The organism is Pseudomonas sp. YuFO8, assembly GCF_035065025.1.
Taxonomy (GTDB): Bacteria; Pseudomonadota; Gammaproteobacteria; order Pseudomonadales; family Pseudomonadaceae; genus Aquipseudomonas; species Aquipseudomonas putida_AE.
Map to the genome: position 1 here is coordinate 35,558 of NZ_JAXDEQ010000045.1, position 16,036 is coordinate 51,593.

A 16,036-nucleotide genomic window follows, 5' to 3' on the forward strand; every position below is an offset into this window, starting at 1 on the left:
CAAGCCCGCTCCCACATTTGAATCCAGTCGCTCCGACAGGCGCGTTTCAGCTTAGCCCCAGCTCACGCCAGATCCGCATGACCTGTCGCCGCTCGTCCGCGAACTGGTCGCCCGGTATCACCCCGGCATCCTTCTGCAAAGCCTGCCGGTGGGCGGCGGAGCGGTAGGCTTTATAAGCCTCACGCAACAGGCTGGCATCCTCGACGGGCATCAGCCCTGCCTTCTCCAGCTCTTCCAGAATGCGGATGTTGTCCGTCCAGCGCAGCAGTGGCGGGTGTGTTTCGGACCACGCCAGGGCCGCGTATTGCACCATAAATTCAATATCGACGATACCTCCGGCGTCCTGCTTGAGGTCGAAGGGCGCCGTGGCCTCGAAGGCATTTGCCCCGGTGCCGGCCGCGGTACTCTTGCTGCCCAGGTTATCGCGCATCTTGGCGCGCATCTCGCTGACCTCCTGGCGCAGGGTCGGCAAGTCGCGCGCCTTGCCCAGAATCGCCGCGCGAACCTGCTCGAACGCCCGACCGACATCCTCGCTCCCCACCAGCACCCGCGCCCTGACCAGCGCCTGATGCTCCCAGGTCCAGGCTTCATTTTCCTGATAGCGGGCAAAGGCCCCCAGCGAACTCACCAGCAGCCCCGATGCACCGGACGGCCGCAGGCGCATGTCGACTTCATAGAGCTGACCGGAGTTGGTCTGCGCCGTCAGCAAGTGAATGATCCGCTGCCCCAGCCGGGTGAAAAATTGCGCGCCATCGATCGACTTCGGCCCGTCGGTTTCTGCCTGTGGATCGCCATCATGGATGAACACCAGGTCCAGGTCCGAACCATGCCCCAATTCCAGGCCACCGACTTTTCCATAACCGACAATGATGAAGCCGGGATCGCACAAGGTGCCATCGGTGCGCAGCGGTGTGCCGTACTTGGCGACCGTTTGCCGCCAGGCCAGGGCCAGCACTTGCTCCAGGATCGCTTCGGCGAGCCAGGTCAGGTAATCGCTGACTTTCATCAACGGCAGGCTGCCGGCGATTTCCGAAGCGGCGACCCGCAAGCGGTGCGCCAGCTTGAAATGACGCAAGGCTTCCATTTGCTGCTCGAGGTCGTCCTCGGGAATCCGCGTCAGGCGTTCGCGCAACTCGGCGGCCAACTCCGGCGCCAACGGCGGCTTGAACAATCGGCCTTCATTGAGCAACTCGTCGAGCAACAGCGGAAAACGGGTGATCTGTTCGGCGATCCACGGGCTAGCCGCGCACAGGGTCAACAAGCGTCGCAGTGCGCCGGGGTTTTCGGTCAACAGCACCAGGTAGGCAGAACGACGCGCCACGGCTTCCACCAGTGGCAATACCCGTTCCAGCACCAGATCCGGATTGGCATGCTCTACGGCCTGAGCCAGCAAGCGCGGAATAAAGGCATCGAGACGTTCGCGCCCCAGACGCTGCATGGCGCGCAACTGCGGGCTGCCACGCAAGTTGGCCAAGGCCTTCAATGCTTTGCTGGCATCAAGGAAGCCGCCCTCCTGCAACTGACGGCAGGCGGCTTCCTCATCCTGGGCTTCCTCCCACAACGGCAGCCATTCACCGCCCACCACCACTTCGCTTTCGGCACCCTGCTCTTCATCGGGGTCGGCGATCACCTGACCGAAATGCCAGGCCACACGGCCACGCCAGTACATCAATTGCTCATGGAACGCCGACCAGTCGGCGAAGCCCAGCATGAAGGCAATGCGCGCCTGGTCCTGGACACCGTCGGGCAGCATTTGCGTCTGGCGATCGGCAATCGCCTGGATCGCGTGTTCGGTATAACGCAGGAATTCGTAGCCTTCGCGCAGTTCACTGATCACCGCTGGCGGCAGGTAACCTTGACCCTCCAGCGTACTCAGCACTTTTAATAATGGACGCTGCTGCAGACTCAGATCGCGACCGCCATGAATCAGCTGGAAGGCCTGGGCGATGAACTCCACCTCACGGATGCCACCGGAGCCGAGCTTGATGTTGTCGGCCATGCCCTTGCGCCGCACTTCCTGCTGGATCAGCTGCTTCATGGTGCGTAGCGCTTCGATGGCGGAAAAGTCCAGGTAGCGCCGGTAAACGAAGGGGCGCAGCATCTCTTGCAGCTGCGCACCGGCCACTTGATCGCCAGCGACCACCCGCGACTTGATCATCGCGTAGCGTTCCCAGTCACGACCCTGGTCCTGGTAGTACTGCTCCAGCGCGTTGAAACTCAATACCAGCGCGCCCGACGATCCATAAGGTCGCAGGCGCATGTCGACGCGGAACACGAAACCGTCGACGGTCATCGGGTCCAGGGCCTTGATCAGGCGCTGGCCGAGACGAATGAAGAATTCCTGGTTATCCAGCGAGCGTTTAACGCCGACCGTTTCGCCGCCTTCGGGGTAGGCGAAAATCAGGTCGATATCCGACGACAGATTCAGCTCAACGGCACCGAGCTTGCCCATGCCAAGGACGACCATCTGCTGCGGCTCGCCGCTGCGGCGGCCGGTCGGCACGCCGAACTGCTGACAGTGCCGCGCGTATAGCCATTGATAGGCTTGATCGATGCTGGCGTCAGCCATGTCCGAAAGGTCGCGGCAGGTCTGGATCAGATCAGCCTGGCGGGTCAGGTCCCGCCAGATGATTCGCACTTGGTGGCGCGCCCGTTGGCGGCGCAACGCCCGACCGAGTTGATCATCGGTTTCGGCCAGGTTCACGGCTGCCGCAATTTGCGCGCACAACTCGCCGGAGGCAAAGCTTCGGTCCAGCTCGCCGGACTGCACCAGTTCCAGCAGCATCCGCGGATCACGCACGCTTTGTTCAGTGACGAAGTCGCTGGCAGCGGTGACGCGGGCAAATTGCGCCCAGCGTTCAGGTGTCCACGCGGACAGGCGATGGTCGTCATCCAATGCCTCGACGGCAGTACGGAACGACTGCTCGGCGCGAGTGACAAACGGCAACAGAATGGCGGGCAGGTCGGCAAGCGGGGGCAGGCTCATGGTCTATCCTTGATCGGCGTGTGACGGTCAGCATGTAGTGAATCTCGCAAACCCACTACCTGAAGGAGTGTCGAACAAAGGTTAGAAATAGCTGAAAATTCTTTTTTATCGGCAGCGAACATCAAGCTTTCACCTTTTTCGGTTGGCAAAATACCAACCTTAACGATTATTCTCACAACGCAGCCGGGGGCCACAAGCCGCTCATCTGTAGTTTTACTACTCGTATATACATTAGCAAGGCTGAAATGCCGGATGATTTGTAGTAAAACTACACACCGCCGGACCAACCTATCGGCAATCCAAGAATTCATAACGTCTGCCCACAAGGCCAGTCGCTAACTCAGGCAACCGATTCTGGTAGCCTTTCCGCCCTGGAGCAAGCCATGCAAGACCTCGATCCCGTCGAAACCCAGGAATGGCTGGACGCCCTGGAATCGGTTCTCGACAAAGAAGGCGAAGACCGTGCTCACTATCTGATGACCCGTATGGGTGAACTCGCAACCCGCAGCGGTTCGCAGTTGCCTTACGCCATCACCACGCCTTACCGCAACACCATCCCGGTAACCCACGAAGCACGCATGCCTGGCGACCTGTTCATGGAACGCCGCATTCGCTCGCTGGTACGCTGGAACGCGATGGCCATGGTAATGCGTACGAACCTGAAAGATTCTGACCTCGGCGGTCACATCTCCAGCTTCGCTTCCAGTGCGACCCTGTATGACATCGGCTTCAACTACTTCTTCCAGGCCCCGACCGACGAACACGGCGGCGACCTGATCTACTTCCAGGGCCACACCTCGCCAGGCGTTTACGCCCGTGCGTTCATGGAAGGCCGCATTTCCGAAGACCAGATGAACAACTTCCGTCAGGAAGTGGACGGTCAGGGCCTGTCGTCCTACCCGCACCCTTGGCTGATGCCTGATTTCTGGCAGTTCCCGACCGTATCCATGGGTCTGGGCCCGATCCAGGCGATCTACCAGGCGCGTTTCATGAAGTACCTGGAAGCCCGCGGTTTCATTCCTGCCGGCAAGCAGAAAGTCTGGTGCTTCCTGGGCGACGGCGAGTGCGACGAGCCGGAATCCCTGGGCGCGATCTCCCTGGCTGGCCGCGAGAAGCTGGACAACCTGATCTTCGTCATCAACTGCAACCTGCAGCGCCTCGACGGCCCGGTTCGCGGCAACGGCAAGATCATCCAGGAACTCGAAGGCGTGTTCCGCGGTGCCCAGTGGAACGTGACCAAAGTCATCTGGGGCCGTTTCTGGGACCCACTGCTGGCCAAGGACGTCGACGGCATCCTGCAACGTCGCATGGACGAAGTCATCGACGGCGAGTACCAGAACTACAAAGCCAAAGACGGCGCGTTCGTGCGTGAACACTTCTTCAACACGCCAGAACTCAAGGCGATGGTCGAAGACCTGTCCGATGACGAGATCTGGAAACTCAACCGTGGCGGCCACGACCCGTACAAGGTCTACGCGGCGTACCACGAAGCGGTCAACCACAAGGAACAACCGACCGTCATCCTGGCCAAGACCATCAAGGGTTATGGCACCGGTGCCGGCGAAGCGAAGAACACCGCGCACAACACCAAGAAGGTTGATGTTGAAAGCCTGAAGCTGTTCCGCGATCGCTTCGACATTCCAGTTAAAGATGAAGAGCTGGAAAACCTGCCGTTCTTCAAACCGGAGCCAAACAGCGCCGAAGCCCGCTACCTGAGCGAGCGCCGCACTGCACTGGGCGGTTTCGTGCCACAGCGTCGCGCACAAAGCTTCAGCGTACCGACGCCGCCACTGGATACCCTCAAGGCTATCCTCGACGGCTCGGGCGACCGTGAAATCTCCACCACCATGGCCTTCGTGCGCATTCTCGCGCAACTGGTCAAGGACAAGGAAATCGGTCCGCGCATCGTGCCGATCATCCCGGACGAAGCCCGTACCTTCGGTATGGAAGGCATGTTCCGTCAGTTGGGCATCTACTCGTCCGTCGGCCAGCTCTACGAGCCAGTCGATAAAGACCAGGTGATGTTCTACAAGGAAGACAAGAAGGGCCAGATCCTCGAAGAAGGCATCAACGAAGCGGGCGCCATGAGCTCCTTCATCGCTGCCGGTACTTCGTACTCCAGCCACAACCAGCCGATGCTGCCGTTCTACATCTTCTACTCGATGTTCGGTTTCCAGCGTATCGGCGACCTCGCGTGGGCCGCTGGCGACAGCCGTACCCGTGGCTTCCTGATCGGCGGTACCGCCGGCCGTACCACCCTGAACGGTGAAGGCCTGCAACACGAAGACGGTCACAGCCACCTGCTGGCCGCGACCATCCCGAACTGCCGCACCTACGATCCAACCTACGGCTACGAGCTGGCGGTGATCATTCAGGACGGCATGAAGAAGATGACCGAAGAGCAACAGGACGTCTTCTACTACATCACCGTGATGAACGAGTCTTACCAGCAGCCAGCCATGCCGGCCGGTGCCGAAGAAGGCATCAAGAAAGGCATGTACCTGCTCGAGGAAGACACCCGCGAAGCGGCGCACCACGTCCAGCTAATGGGCTCCGGCACCATCCTGCGTGAAGTCCGTGAAGCAGCGAAGATCCTGCGTGAAGAGTTCAACGTCGGCGCCGACGTGTGGAGCGTCACCAGCTTCAACGAACTGCGTCGCGACGGCCTGGCCGTTGAGCGCACCAACCGTCTGCACCCTGGCCAGAAGCCTAAGCTGAGCTATGTGGAAGAGTGCCTGAACGGCCGTAAAGGTCCGGTCATTGCCTCGACCGACTACATGAAGCTGTTCGCCGAGCAGATCCGTCAGTGGGTACCGTCCAAGGAATTCAAAGTCCTGGGCACCGACGGTTTCGGCCGCAGCGACAGCCGCAAGAAACTGCGTCATTTCTTCGAAGTTGACCGTCATTTCGTGGTGTTGGCAGCCCTGGAAGCACTGGCTGACCGTGGTGACATCGAACCTAAGGTCGTGGCTGAAGCCATCGCGAAGTTCGGTATCAACCCGGAAAAACTCAACCCACTGGACTGCTGAGGAGAGATTCTGTGAGCGAACTCATTCGCGTACCTGACATCGGCAGCGGTGAAGGTGAAGTAATTGAACTGTTTGTGAAGGTCGGCGACCGTATCGAAGCCGAGCAAAGCATCCTGACGCTGGAATCGGACAAGGCGAGCATGGAAGTGCCTGCGCCGAAGGCCGGTATCGTCAAGAGCCTGAAAGTTAAGCTGGGCGATCGCCTGAAAGAAGGCGACGAGTTGCTGGAGCTTGAAGTCGAAGGTGCCGCTGCTGCTCCTGCGGCTGCAGCTGCGCCTGCTGCTGCAAAAGCAGAAGAGAAACCGGCCGCTGCACCAGCGCCGGCCGCTCCTGCTGCTGCGCCTGCTGCCGCTTCGGTTCAGCAAGTGCACGTGCCGGACATCGGTTCGTCGGGCAAGGCACAGATCATCGAGATCCAGGTCAAGGTCGGCGACACCGTCGCAGCTGATCAGTCGCTGATCACTCTGGAGTCCGACAAGGCCAGCATGGAAATCCCGTCGCCTGCCGCTGGCGTGGTCAAGGCCATCAGCGTCAAGCTCAACGACGAAGTCGGCACCGGCGACCTGATCCTGGACCTGGAAGTGGCGGGTGCTGCGGCACCGGCTGCTGCCGCTCCGGCCCAGGCTGCCGCTCCTGCTGCCGCTGCTCCTGCGCCAGCCGCTGCCGCTCCGGCTGCTCCGGTTGCTCCGGTTGCCGACAGCGTCCAGGACATCCACGTTCCGGACATCGGTTCGGCGGGCAAGGCCAAGATCATCGAAGTGTTGGTCAAGGCCGGCGACACCGTTGAAGCCGACCAGTCGCTGATCACCCTGGAATCCGACAAGGCGAGCATGGAAATTCCATCGCCTGCCGCTGGCGTGGTGGAGAGCGTCTCCGTCAAGCTGGACGACGAAGTCGGTACCGGCGACCTGATCCTCAAGCTGAAAGTCAAAGGCGCTGCCCCGGCCGCTGCTGCGGCACCTGCCGCTGCCGCTCCGAGCGCTCCTGCGCCAGCCCCTGCGGCTCCTGCTGCCGCTGCACCTGCGGCTGCCGCACCGGTTGCCGCTCCAGCCAGGCCTGGCGCCAAGGTTCACGCCGGCCCTGCCGTGCGCCAACTGGCCCGCGAATTCGGTGTCGAGCTGAGCGCCGTTGGTGCCAGCGGTCCGCACGGTCGCATCCTCAAGGAAGACGTGCAGGTCTACGTCAAAGCCATGATGCAGAAGGCCAAGGAAGCACCGGCCGCTGCTGCTGGCGCTACCGGTGGCGCGGGCATCCCGCCGATTCCGGTCGTGGACTTCAGCCGCTTCGGTGAAATCGAAGAAGTGCCGATGACCCGCCTGATGCAGGTCGGCGCTGCCAACCTGCACCGCAGCTGGCTGAACGTGCCGCACGTGACGCAATTCGACTCGGCGGATATCACCGAGCTGGAAGCGTTCCGTACCGCCCAGAAAGCCGTCGCAGAGAAGGCCGGCGTCAAGCTGACCATCCTGCCGTTGCTGCTCAAGTCCTGCGCGCACCTGCTCAAGGAACTGCCGGACTTCAACAGCTCGCTGGCGCCAAGCGGCAAAGCGATCATCCGCAAGAAATACGTGAATATCGGCTTCGCCGTCGACACTCCGGATGGCCTGCTGGTACCGGTCATCAAGAACGTCGACCAGAAGAGCCTGCTGCAACTGGCTGCCGAAGCTGCTTCCCTGGCTGAAAAAGCCCGGACCAAAAAGCTCTCGTCGGACGAGATGCAAGGCGCCTGCTTCACCATTTCCAGCCTCGGGCACATTGGCGGCACCGGCTTCACGCCGATCGTCAACGCGCCGGAAGTGGCGATCCTCGGTGTTTCCAAGGCAACCATCCAGCCAGTCTGGGACGGCAAAGCCTTCCAGCCGAAACTGATGCTGCCGCTGTCGCTGTCCTACGATCACCGTGTGATCAACGGCGCCGCTGCTGCACGCTTCACCAAGCGTCTGAGCGACCTGCTGGCGGACATCCGCACCATCCTGCTGTAACACCGGCCGGCCCTCCCTTACCGGAGGGCCTGTCGCGTTTCACGTTTTCCGAGCGCCACGCTCGTACCTCAACCCCGCCAATTTGGCGGGGCTTTTTTTGCCCGGTGTTTTTTACTCATTAGATGAGTTCCTACATTTGTGGCTGATATCCCCCACAAGTCGAGTCCATTTCAGCCCGGTATTTTTCAAGGCCAAATAACTAGCCTGCTTGCACGGCCATTTAAAGCCGATTGCTCGTTAATACCAACCGAATGGATTCGAACATGTTTAAACCTACAGTCGGGCCAATCATTGGCCACACCACAACTAACCACGCACGCATCTTTTTGCGTGGAGAGGCAAATAAAGACGCACGTGCATTTGCCGGCATTCGTTATCGGCGCCTCGGTGACGAGAACTGGTCAAAGGGTACTTTCGCCGAACTCGAGAAAGCCCGTGACATGTCCGCCGTCCTGGTTCTCAACAACCTGACCGCCGACACCGTGCATGAATATCAAGCCGGCTGGTTCAACCCGATCAAGCCTGTTTCCTCTGTAGAGACAATCCAGGAACTGCCCTTGCAGTGGCCTCGGCAAATCCATCGACTGCGCACCCGCTCAAGCCAGGCCGCACAACCCAAGGCCTATGTCACGGGCTCTTGTCGCTATCTGCGGCTGACCGCAGGCATTGCGGCCGAACCGCATCTGGGTGACAGGATATTCGCGTCAATAGCAAGACTGGCCGAGCAGGCCGATCCGCCTGTCAGTGCAATGCTGATGACCGGTGACCAGATCTACGTTGATGATTTGAACTTCATTGCCCCAGACCGCGAACTCAAGGATATTCTTCGCAAATATCGCGTGGCCTTTTCACAGCCACATATCGCAAAGTTAATGTCAGCCCTGCCAACTTATATGACCCTCGATGATCATGAGATCGAGGACAATTGGCCAGCCAACAGAAACAAGTCCGATGACTTTCTATATGCCAATGCGATGAACGCCTATGAGTTATACCAGGCCAGCCATGGCCCGGCATACGAACTCTGCGCCGATGGGCAAATCAACCGAAAACTGGACAAATACTGGTACCAGTTCACCGACGGTGATATCGAATGGTTCGTCACCGACACCCGTACCCGACGCAATCTTGCAGCCAACGACCGACGCATCCTCGATATCGAGCAGGAGCAGGCCTTGTGCGAGTGGCTGATCAACAGTTCGGCCCGGGTCAAATTCGTGGTCACCAGCGTCATGTTCTACCCCGACAACAAACGCCCGGACAACGACGCCTGGCAAGGCTTTCCCGCGCAACGACTACGGCTGCTTGAAACGATTCGCACATACGCCATCAAAAATGTCTTCATCATTTCAGGCGACGTCCACGGCTCATTGACCAGCCGTCTGACCCACAGCACGGACCCGAGCTTCGAAGTGCATACCATCGTCTCCTCGCCCCTGTGCAACAGCAAGCTGCTGCCCTATGCCAAGGCCTCCACCTTCATCCTCGATAAACCCCTGGCCCGAACCGCTGGGGGCGATTACCGACACGCGCTGACCAGTGATGTGATCAGCCAGGATAACTTCGCGCACCTGATCGTCGATTCGGAGCAGGTTCATGTGCGCTATCACGACCGGGATGGCGGCCTGTTACAGGCGGTCAGTATTTTGCTGCGTTAAACGCAAAAGATCGCAGCCTTCGACAGCTCCTACAGGAGTACACAACCCCCTGTAGGAGCTGCCGAAGGCTGCGAACCTTTCGGCCTAATACAATCTTTCAGTCGTGCGCTGGAGAAATCTTCACTGCTGCCGACATATTCTTATAGCACTTGGCCTTCATCTCTCTTGTCAGTCAGTGTCGCAATGATGCAACCTTGCCGCAGGCAACAGTAAAGAGGGCGAGAGCCCGGCGCGATCAGCATATTCGAAGCGAGTTTCCCTCCATGAAAAGCCAACCCGATGCCGCCAGCCGTATGGTGGCCGAGGTAGTGACGCAGCTGCCTGTGCCCTCGCGGCTCGGCATGCTGCGTTTCGAACGGCTGAATGAACCAAGCTGGGCGCTGCTGTTTCTCGACCCCAATTGCGAACGCCAGTTCGGCCTGCCGGCGGTGGAGCTGTGCGCCCTGGTCGGCTCGCCCTACGCCAGCCTGATGGAGCCGGAAGCTCGCTATCAGCTGCACGATGCGATTCAGGCGCAGTTGAGCGAAAGCACCCACTATCTGATCCGCTACACCCTGCACACCGCCTCTGGCTCGCTGAGCCTGCTGGAACTGGGCGAAGCCTACAAACAACACAATCGACACCTGTTGCGCGGTTACCTGCTGGTCATTGACGGCCTGTTCGAGGATGACCCGCTGCTGCCGGCGCTGGACCTCGAAACCCAGAACTCGCGCCTGCAAATCGCCCTGGAGCTCAACCAGCGCGCCCAGCAGGAGCAACTGCAACATCTGGACCGGGCGCGTGCCCAGCAGGACCTGATCCTGCTGCTGACCCGCCAGCGCTACAGCAGCAACAATTCCCTGCGGGAAGCCGCCGAACTGATCACGCGCAGCGCCTGCGAGATTTACCAGATCGACTGCGCCAGCCTGTGGCACCTGGAAGGCTCGATGCTGGCGCCCATCTCGGCCTATCACCGCTCGACCCAGGAATACCTGTTGCCGGCGCCGATCGACGTCAGCATATTCCCCGATTACCTCGACGCCCTGCATACCGGCCGCGCCATCGATGCCCACAACGCCATGCGCGACCCGCGCACCCGGGACATGGCCGAAAGCCTGCGCCCGCGGGACGTCAATGCGATGCTCGATGCCAGCATCCGTGTCGACGGCCAGGTGGTCGGCGTGTTGTGCCTGGAACAAACCGGTGCGACCCGCGCCTGGCAGTCGGACGAAATCGCCTTTGCCGGCGAGTTGGCGGATCAATTCGCCCAGGTCATCAACAATCACAACCGACGCACCGCCACCAGCGCCCTGCATCTGTTCCAGCGGGCGGTCGAGCAAAGCGCCAACGCCTTTTTGCTGGTCAATTGCGATGGCATCGTGGAGTACGTCAACCCGAGCTTCACGGCGATTACCCAGTACACCACCGAAGAAGTCCACGGCCAGCGCCTGGCGGAATTGCCGGCACTGGAGAACCTCAGTGAACTGCTGTTCGACGCGCCCTCCGCGTTGGCCAAGAGCAACAGCTGGCAGGGCGAATTCAAGAGCCGCCGCAAAAACCTCGAACCCTACTGGGGCCAGCTGTCGATCTCCAAGGTCTATGGCGACAACCGCGAGTTGACCCATTACATCGGCATCTATGAAGACATCACCCAGACCAAGCTCGCCCAGCAACGCATCGAGCGCCTGGCCTATACCGACAACCTGACCAACCTTGGCAACCGCCCGGCCTTCATTCGCAACCTCGACGAACGCTTCGCCCGCGACAGCGACGCGCCGATCAGCCTGTTGCTGGTCGACATCGACAACTTCAAGCGGATCAACGACAGCCTCGGCCATCAGACCGGCGACAAGCTGCTGATCAGCCTGGCCCGGCGCCTGCGCAACAGCCTCAACCCGGGTGGTAGCCTGGCGCGGTTTGCCAGTAACGAATTCGCGGTGCTGCTGGACAACACGGGCCTTGAACTCGGGCAGCAGGTCGCCAACCAATTGCTCACGACCCTCGACAAACCGATGTTCGTCGACAACCAGCTGATCAGCGTGACCGGCTCGGTCGGCCTGGCCTGTGCCCCCTTGCATGGGCGCGACCCGCAGACCCTGATGCGCAACGCCGGGCTGGCCCTGCACAAGGCCAAGGCCAACGGCAAACATCAGGTGCAGGTCTTCACCGAAGCCCTGAACGCCGAGGCCAGCTACAAGCTGTTCGTCGAAAACAACCTGCGTCGCGCCCTGACCCAGAACGAACTGGACGTGTTCTACCAACCCAAGCTCTGCCTGCGCAGCGGACGCCTGCTGGGGATGGAAGCGCTGTTGCGCTGGAATCACCCGGAAAAAGGCATGATCCGCCCAGACCAGTTCATCAGCGTCGCGGAAGAAACCGGCCTGATCATACCGATCGGCAAATGGATCGCCCGCCAGGCCTGCCGCATGAGCAAGGCGCTGACGGCCGCCGGCCTGGGCAACCTGCAGGTGGCCATCAACCTGTCACCCAAGCAGTTCTCCGACCCGGACCTGGTGGCGTCCATCGCCAACATCCTCAAGGAAGAAGCGCTGCCGTCGCGCCTGCTGGAGCTGGAACTGACCGAAGGCCTGCTGCTGGAAGCCACCGAAGACACTCACCTGCAGCTCGACCAGCTCAAGCGCCTGGGCCTGACCCTGGCGATGGACGACTTCGGCACCGGTTACTCGTCGCTCAGCTACTTGAAAAAATTCCCCATCGACATCATCAAGATCGATCGAAGCTTCATCCACGAGATCCCGGATAACCAGGACGACATGGAAATCACCTCCGCGGTGATCGCCATGGCCCACAACCTGAAGCTCAAGGTCGTGGCTGAAGGCATCGAGACCGCCGAGCAGTTGGCCTTCCTGCGTCGCCACCGTTGCGACGTTGGCCAGGGCTACCTGTTCGACAAACCGATCCCGGGCCTCGACCTGATCGACAGGCTCAAACGCTATCCGCGCGGCCCGATCGCCTGACAGCGAGCCAACACTCGGGCACACTGCATCTCTAACTATTTCAATGACTGAGAGGACTGAAGATGGTTCTGCGCTCGGAAATTCTGGTGAACAAAAACGTGCTCCCTACCAAAGAACAAGCTCTGCCTGGCCGTGAAACCCCCATGACCGTGCCGGAAAAACACTTCGTCCACGACGCGCCGCTGCTGGGCCCGTTCGCGATGGACGTGGATTTCGCGATCTTCGGCCTTGGCTGCTTCTGGGGCGCGGAACGCAGGTTTTGGCAGCGTGAAGGCGTGGTCAGTACGGCCGTGGGTTACGCTGGCGGCTTCACCCCGAACCCGACTTACGAAGAAGTCTGCTCTGGCTTGACCGGCCATAGCGAAGTCGTGCTGGTGGTCTACGAGCCGGCAAAAGTCAGCTACGAAGCGCTGCTGAAGATGTTCTGGGAACTGCACAACCCGACCCAGGGCATGCGCCAGGGCAATGACCTCGGCACCCAGTATCGCTCGGTGATCTACGCGACCAACCCGAGCCAACTGGAAGCCGCGAAAAAAAGCGCGCAGGTGTTCCAGGTCGAACTGACCAAGGCCGGCAAGGGCATCATCACCACCGAAATCGACGAAGCGCCGACGTTTTTCTTCGCCGAGGCTTATCACCAGCAGTATCTGGCGAAAAACCCGGAAGGTTATTGCGGGATTGGCGGTACGGGCGTGACTTGCCCGATCTGATTTGACGCAAAATCTTTTGTAGGAGCTGGCTTGCCAGCGAAGACGGCCGATAGATCACCACAAGGTTTACGGGCCCCTTCGCCGGCAAGCCGGCTCCTACAGGCCGAGCATTACTCGGCAATCAACCAATCCATCCGCCACCCGCCCTGCGTCTGCCCAAGCTTCTCGGACAACCACGGCAGCAACTCACGCAACTCTTCCTCCAGCCCCCACGGCGGATTGGCAATCGCCAAACCGGAGCCGTTCAGGCTGTTAGGCGTATCCAACGGATGCACCAGCAACTCGACCCGCAACAACTTCGGCGCACCGGTACCGGCCAGGTCCTGATAGAAACGGCGCAATGCGCGCTGATCCTTCACCGGGTACCAGATCGCCGCCACGGTCTGGCGCATCCGCCCCACAGCCTCTTTCAAGGACGCTGCACAGCGCTGCATCTCGTCGAGCTTTTCGAACGGCGGATCGATCAACATCACCGCGCGCTTCTCGGGCACTGGAAGCAACGCCCGCGGCACATGCCAGCCTTCACCAAGATGCACCTTGACCCGCCGATCCCCGGCCATATTGTCCTTGAGCAACACGCCGTCTTCCGGGTGTTTCTCGTTGAGCAACACACGGTCCTGCGCACGCGTCAGGCGCCGCGCCAACTCCGGCGACCCCGGGTAATAGCGTAACTGTCCATCCGGGTTCATCTCATGCAGCACCTGCATGTAATCAGCCGTCAGGATCGGCAGATCCGGCTGATCCCACAAACGCGCGATGCCTTCCAGGTACTCACCGGTACGGCTGGCCTGATCGCCTTGAAGGTCGTACAGACCAATGCCGGCGTGAGTGTCGAGATAGGCAAACGGCTGCTCCTTGCGCGACATCAGTGCGATGAGGCGGGTCAAGGTCAGGTGTTTGAACACATCGGCGTGATTGCCGGCATGGAAGGCGTGGCGATAATTCATGGTTGCTCCTGCGAAGGCCGGCAAGTTTACCTTTTACCGGCCAGCAAGTCAGGGGTTGGGGGCTGAGTGGCCCTCAACGTCAAAAGATCGCAGCCTTCGGCAGCTACAAGGATCGCGCAAGATGGATCTGACACCTGTAGGAGCTGCCGAAGGCTGCGATCTTTTGATCTTGATCTTGTGACAATACCTACCCCCGCGCCGAAGACCGCCCCCGCAACTAGCACCCACTTTGTCCAAAGAGAACATCCATCTTGGTATAGCCCCCCCCCGCAGCCCCCAGCCGCTCTCGGTATAGATTTTGTGTGTTTCAGCTAAGCACTCCTGACTTTTCTATTATGACCAGCAATACCATTGCAGCGATAAGTCCGATAAAACTCCATTGCAGCATTACAAGCTGCTGCTTAAGTTTTAGCGGGAAGCTGTCTATGTCCTCAGCGCTGGCCAGACCTCGTTCAAGGAAAAATCCGGGAAATGTAAGAATGCTAGAGATGTTCCCTATCAACTGTATCCTGCCATAAAAACTTGAACGCCTATTTATGCCGAAGGTCAGGAGGAAGGAGCTGTTTTGGAAATGCTCGGACAAGACGTCACCCTTGGTGTAACCCAAGTACAGTGCGACTCCAAAAGCAACAAGTGCCCCACCAAAAAACTACCAGTCCTGATGCTAGGAATAGTGCGTCTGCAACGCTTTATGCTCATTGAGTGATCTCGAAAAATCCTCGCCAATTTTCTAGCTAATCTAGTATTCCTGACCAGCCTAGACAGGCTAGTAACGCCATAGAGATAAAAACCCCTATAAAGCTCCATTGCAGCGCTATAAGCTTTCGTTTGTAGTGCAAGGGGAAGTTTCGAGCATCTGCAGCATCGAGGATTCCGTGCTTTAAAAAAAACCGAGGAAATGTCACCACAAAAGAAATTCCTCCCACAAGCTGTATTTTTCCGTAAGGGCCTGAGTGTCTATGCGTCGCACTAGTTATACTTGAAGCACTATTCTTGAAACACTTAGACATCTGCTCACCTTGGGTATAACCCAAGTAAAGGGCAATGGCGATGCAAATGAAAAGACCAACGCCTACGAAACAACTCAAAATACCAACAACAATTCCTGCGGTACTCATTTCGTCGCCTCATACACCACCTCACCAATTAGTTCACCAAGCTTTCCACCCATTTCGCCACCTGCGTAAGCTCCAGCGCCAGCCACGACGATGCTGCATGCCAAAGTGCCTATCCCGCCTGTAGGCACCCCTAATCCAATACACAGTGCACCGACAACTGGGGCACTTAACATCCAGCCGACCCCCATACCGCCGCCGACACCAACAACAAAACTTCCTGTTTCAGTAAATCTAACCCGTTCGCATGCCTCGGTGTTTCCCGCAGTACACACTTCTCGAACCTTCGAGACAGATGCTCCTCCGCCGACGGCTGTCCCGAGCCAACCGCCGTATTTGACGTATTTAGAAGCCTTCGCCACACCTTCAAGATGGGTGACATGACCCGGTATTTGCCCCGCTGGACTGGCATTGGTCCAGTGGTGGACCAGGCTTTGGCTGGAAATACCCAACATTTTTTTCAAGTTGATATGGTCAGGGAATCCAATGCCCTTGCGGGTCAGTGCCGTCATATGGCTGTTCAGTTGTGCAAGCAGACGCTGGCGCTCTGCAAAGAATGCTGGCGAGCGCAGGTGCCCATCTCTCTGCAGCGTATTCTGTTGCAACGCTTCAATATCCCTCAAGGCATTGCCTACGTTATCCAGGTTGTTCT

9 protein-coding genes and 1 pseudogene are annotated in these 16,036 nt (G+C 59.3%); 5 read left to right on the forward strand and 5 right to left on the reverse strand.

Annotated elements, in window-relative coordinates; all coding sequences use genetic code 11:
• Nucleotides 1–46: 46 nt before the first annotated feature.
• A complete protein-coding gene (glnE, locus tag SOP95_RS27100) occupies nt 47–2,986 on the reverse strand; it encodes a bifunctional [glutamate--ammonia ligase]-adenylyl-L-tyrosine phosphorylase/[glutamate--ammonia-ligase] adenylyltransferase (protein ID WP_274076038.1) in 2,940 nt (979 codons plus the stop codon).
• Between the two features lie 383 nt (nt 2,987–3,369).
• Between glnE and aceE the strand changes: the two genes are divergently transcribed.
• The 5 genes from aceE to msrA all read left to right on the forward strand — a co-directional run bounded on the left by aceE (nt 3,370) and on the right by msrA (nt 13,322).
• A complete protein-coding gene (gene aceE, locus SOP95_RS27105; RefSeq protein ID WP_274076039.1) occupies nt 3,370–6,015 on the forward strand; it encodes a pyruvate dehydrogenase (acetyl-transferring), homodimeric type in 2,646 nt (881 codons plus the stop codon).
• Nucleotides 6,016–6,026: 11 nt separating this feature from the next.
• Nucleotides 6,027–7,997 (forward strand): dihydrolipoyllysine-residue acetyltransferase, encoded by a 1,971-nt coding sequence (gene aceF / locus SOP95_RS27110; protein ID WP_323608927.1) that lies wholly within the window; start codon nt 6,027–6,029, stop codon nt 7,995–7,997.
• A 263-nt stretch (nt 7,998–8,260) separates the two neighbouring features.
• A complete protein-coding gene (locus SOP95_RS27115) occupies nt 8,261–9,655 on the forward strand; it encodes an alkaline phosphatase D family protein (protein ID WP_323608928.1) in 1,395 nt (464 codons plus the stop codon).
• Between the two features lie 263 nt (nt 9,656–9,918).
• Nucleotides 9,919–12,612, forward strand: a complete 2,694-nt coding sequence (locus tag SOP95_RS27120; protein ID WP_323608929.1) for a putative bifunctional diguanylate cyclase/phosphodiesterase — start codon at nt 9,919–9,921, stop codon at nt 12,610–12,612.
• Between the two features lie 62 nt (nt 12,613–12,674).
• Nucleotides 12,675–13,322 carry a peptide-methionine (S)-S-oxide reductase MsrA gene (gene msrA / locus SOP95_RS27125; RefSeq protein ID WP_323608930.1) on the forward strand — a complete coding sequence of 216 codons (648 nt, stop codon included), beginning with the start codon at nt 12,675–12,677 and terminating at the stop codon, nt 13,320–13,322.
• Nucleotides 13,323–13,432: 110 nt separating this feature from the next.
• Here the strand turns inward: msrA and SOP95_RS27130 are convergent, their stop codons facing one another.
• From SOP95_RS27130 to SOP95_RS27145, 4 genes and pseudogenes are all read right to left on the reverse strand, one after another.
• Complete coding sequence (locus tag SOP95_RS27130; protein ID WP_323608931.1) at nt 13,433–14,269, reverse strand: 23S rRNA (adenine(2030)-N(6))-methyltransferase RlmJ; 837 nt, start codon at nt 14,267–14,269, stop codon at nt 13,433–13,435.
• A gap of 307 nt (nt 14,270–14,576) precedes the next feature.
• Entirely contained in the window at nt 14,577–14,876 is a 300-nt protein-coding gene (locus SOP95_RS27135; protein WP_323608932.1) for a hypothetical protein, read from the reverse strand.
• 127 nt (nt 14,877–15,003) lie between these two features.
• Nucleotides 15,004–15,387 (reverse strand): hypothetical protein, encoded by a 384-nt coding sequence (locus SOP95_RS27140; protein ID WP_323608933.1) that lies wholly within the window; start codon nt 15,385–15,387, stop codon nt 15,004–15,006.
• Nucleotides 15,384–16,036, reverse strand: a pseudogene (locus SOP95_RS27145) (PAAR domain-containing protein); the annotation flags it as partial. The gene SOP95_RS27140 and the pseudogene SOP95_RS27145, both read right to left, overlap by 4 nt.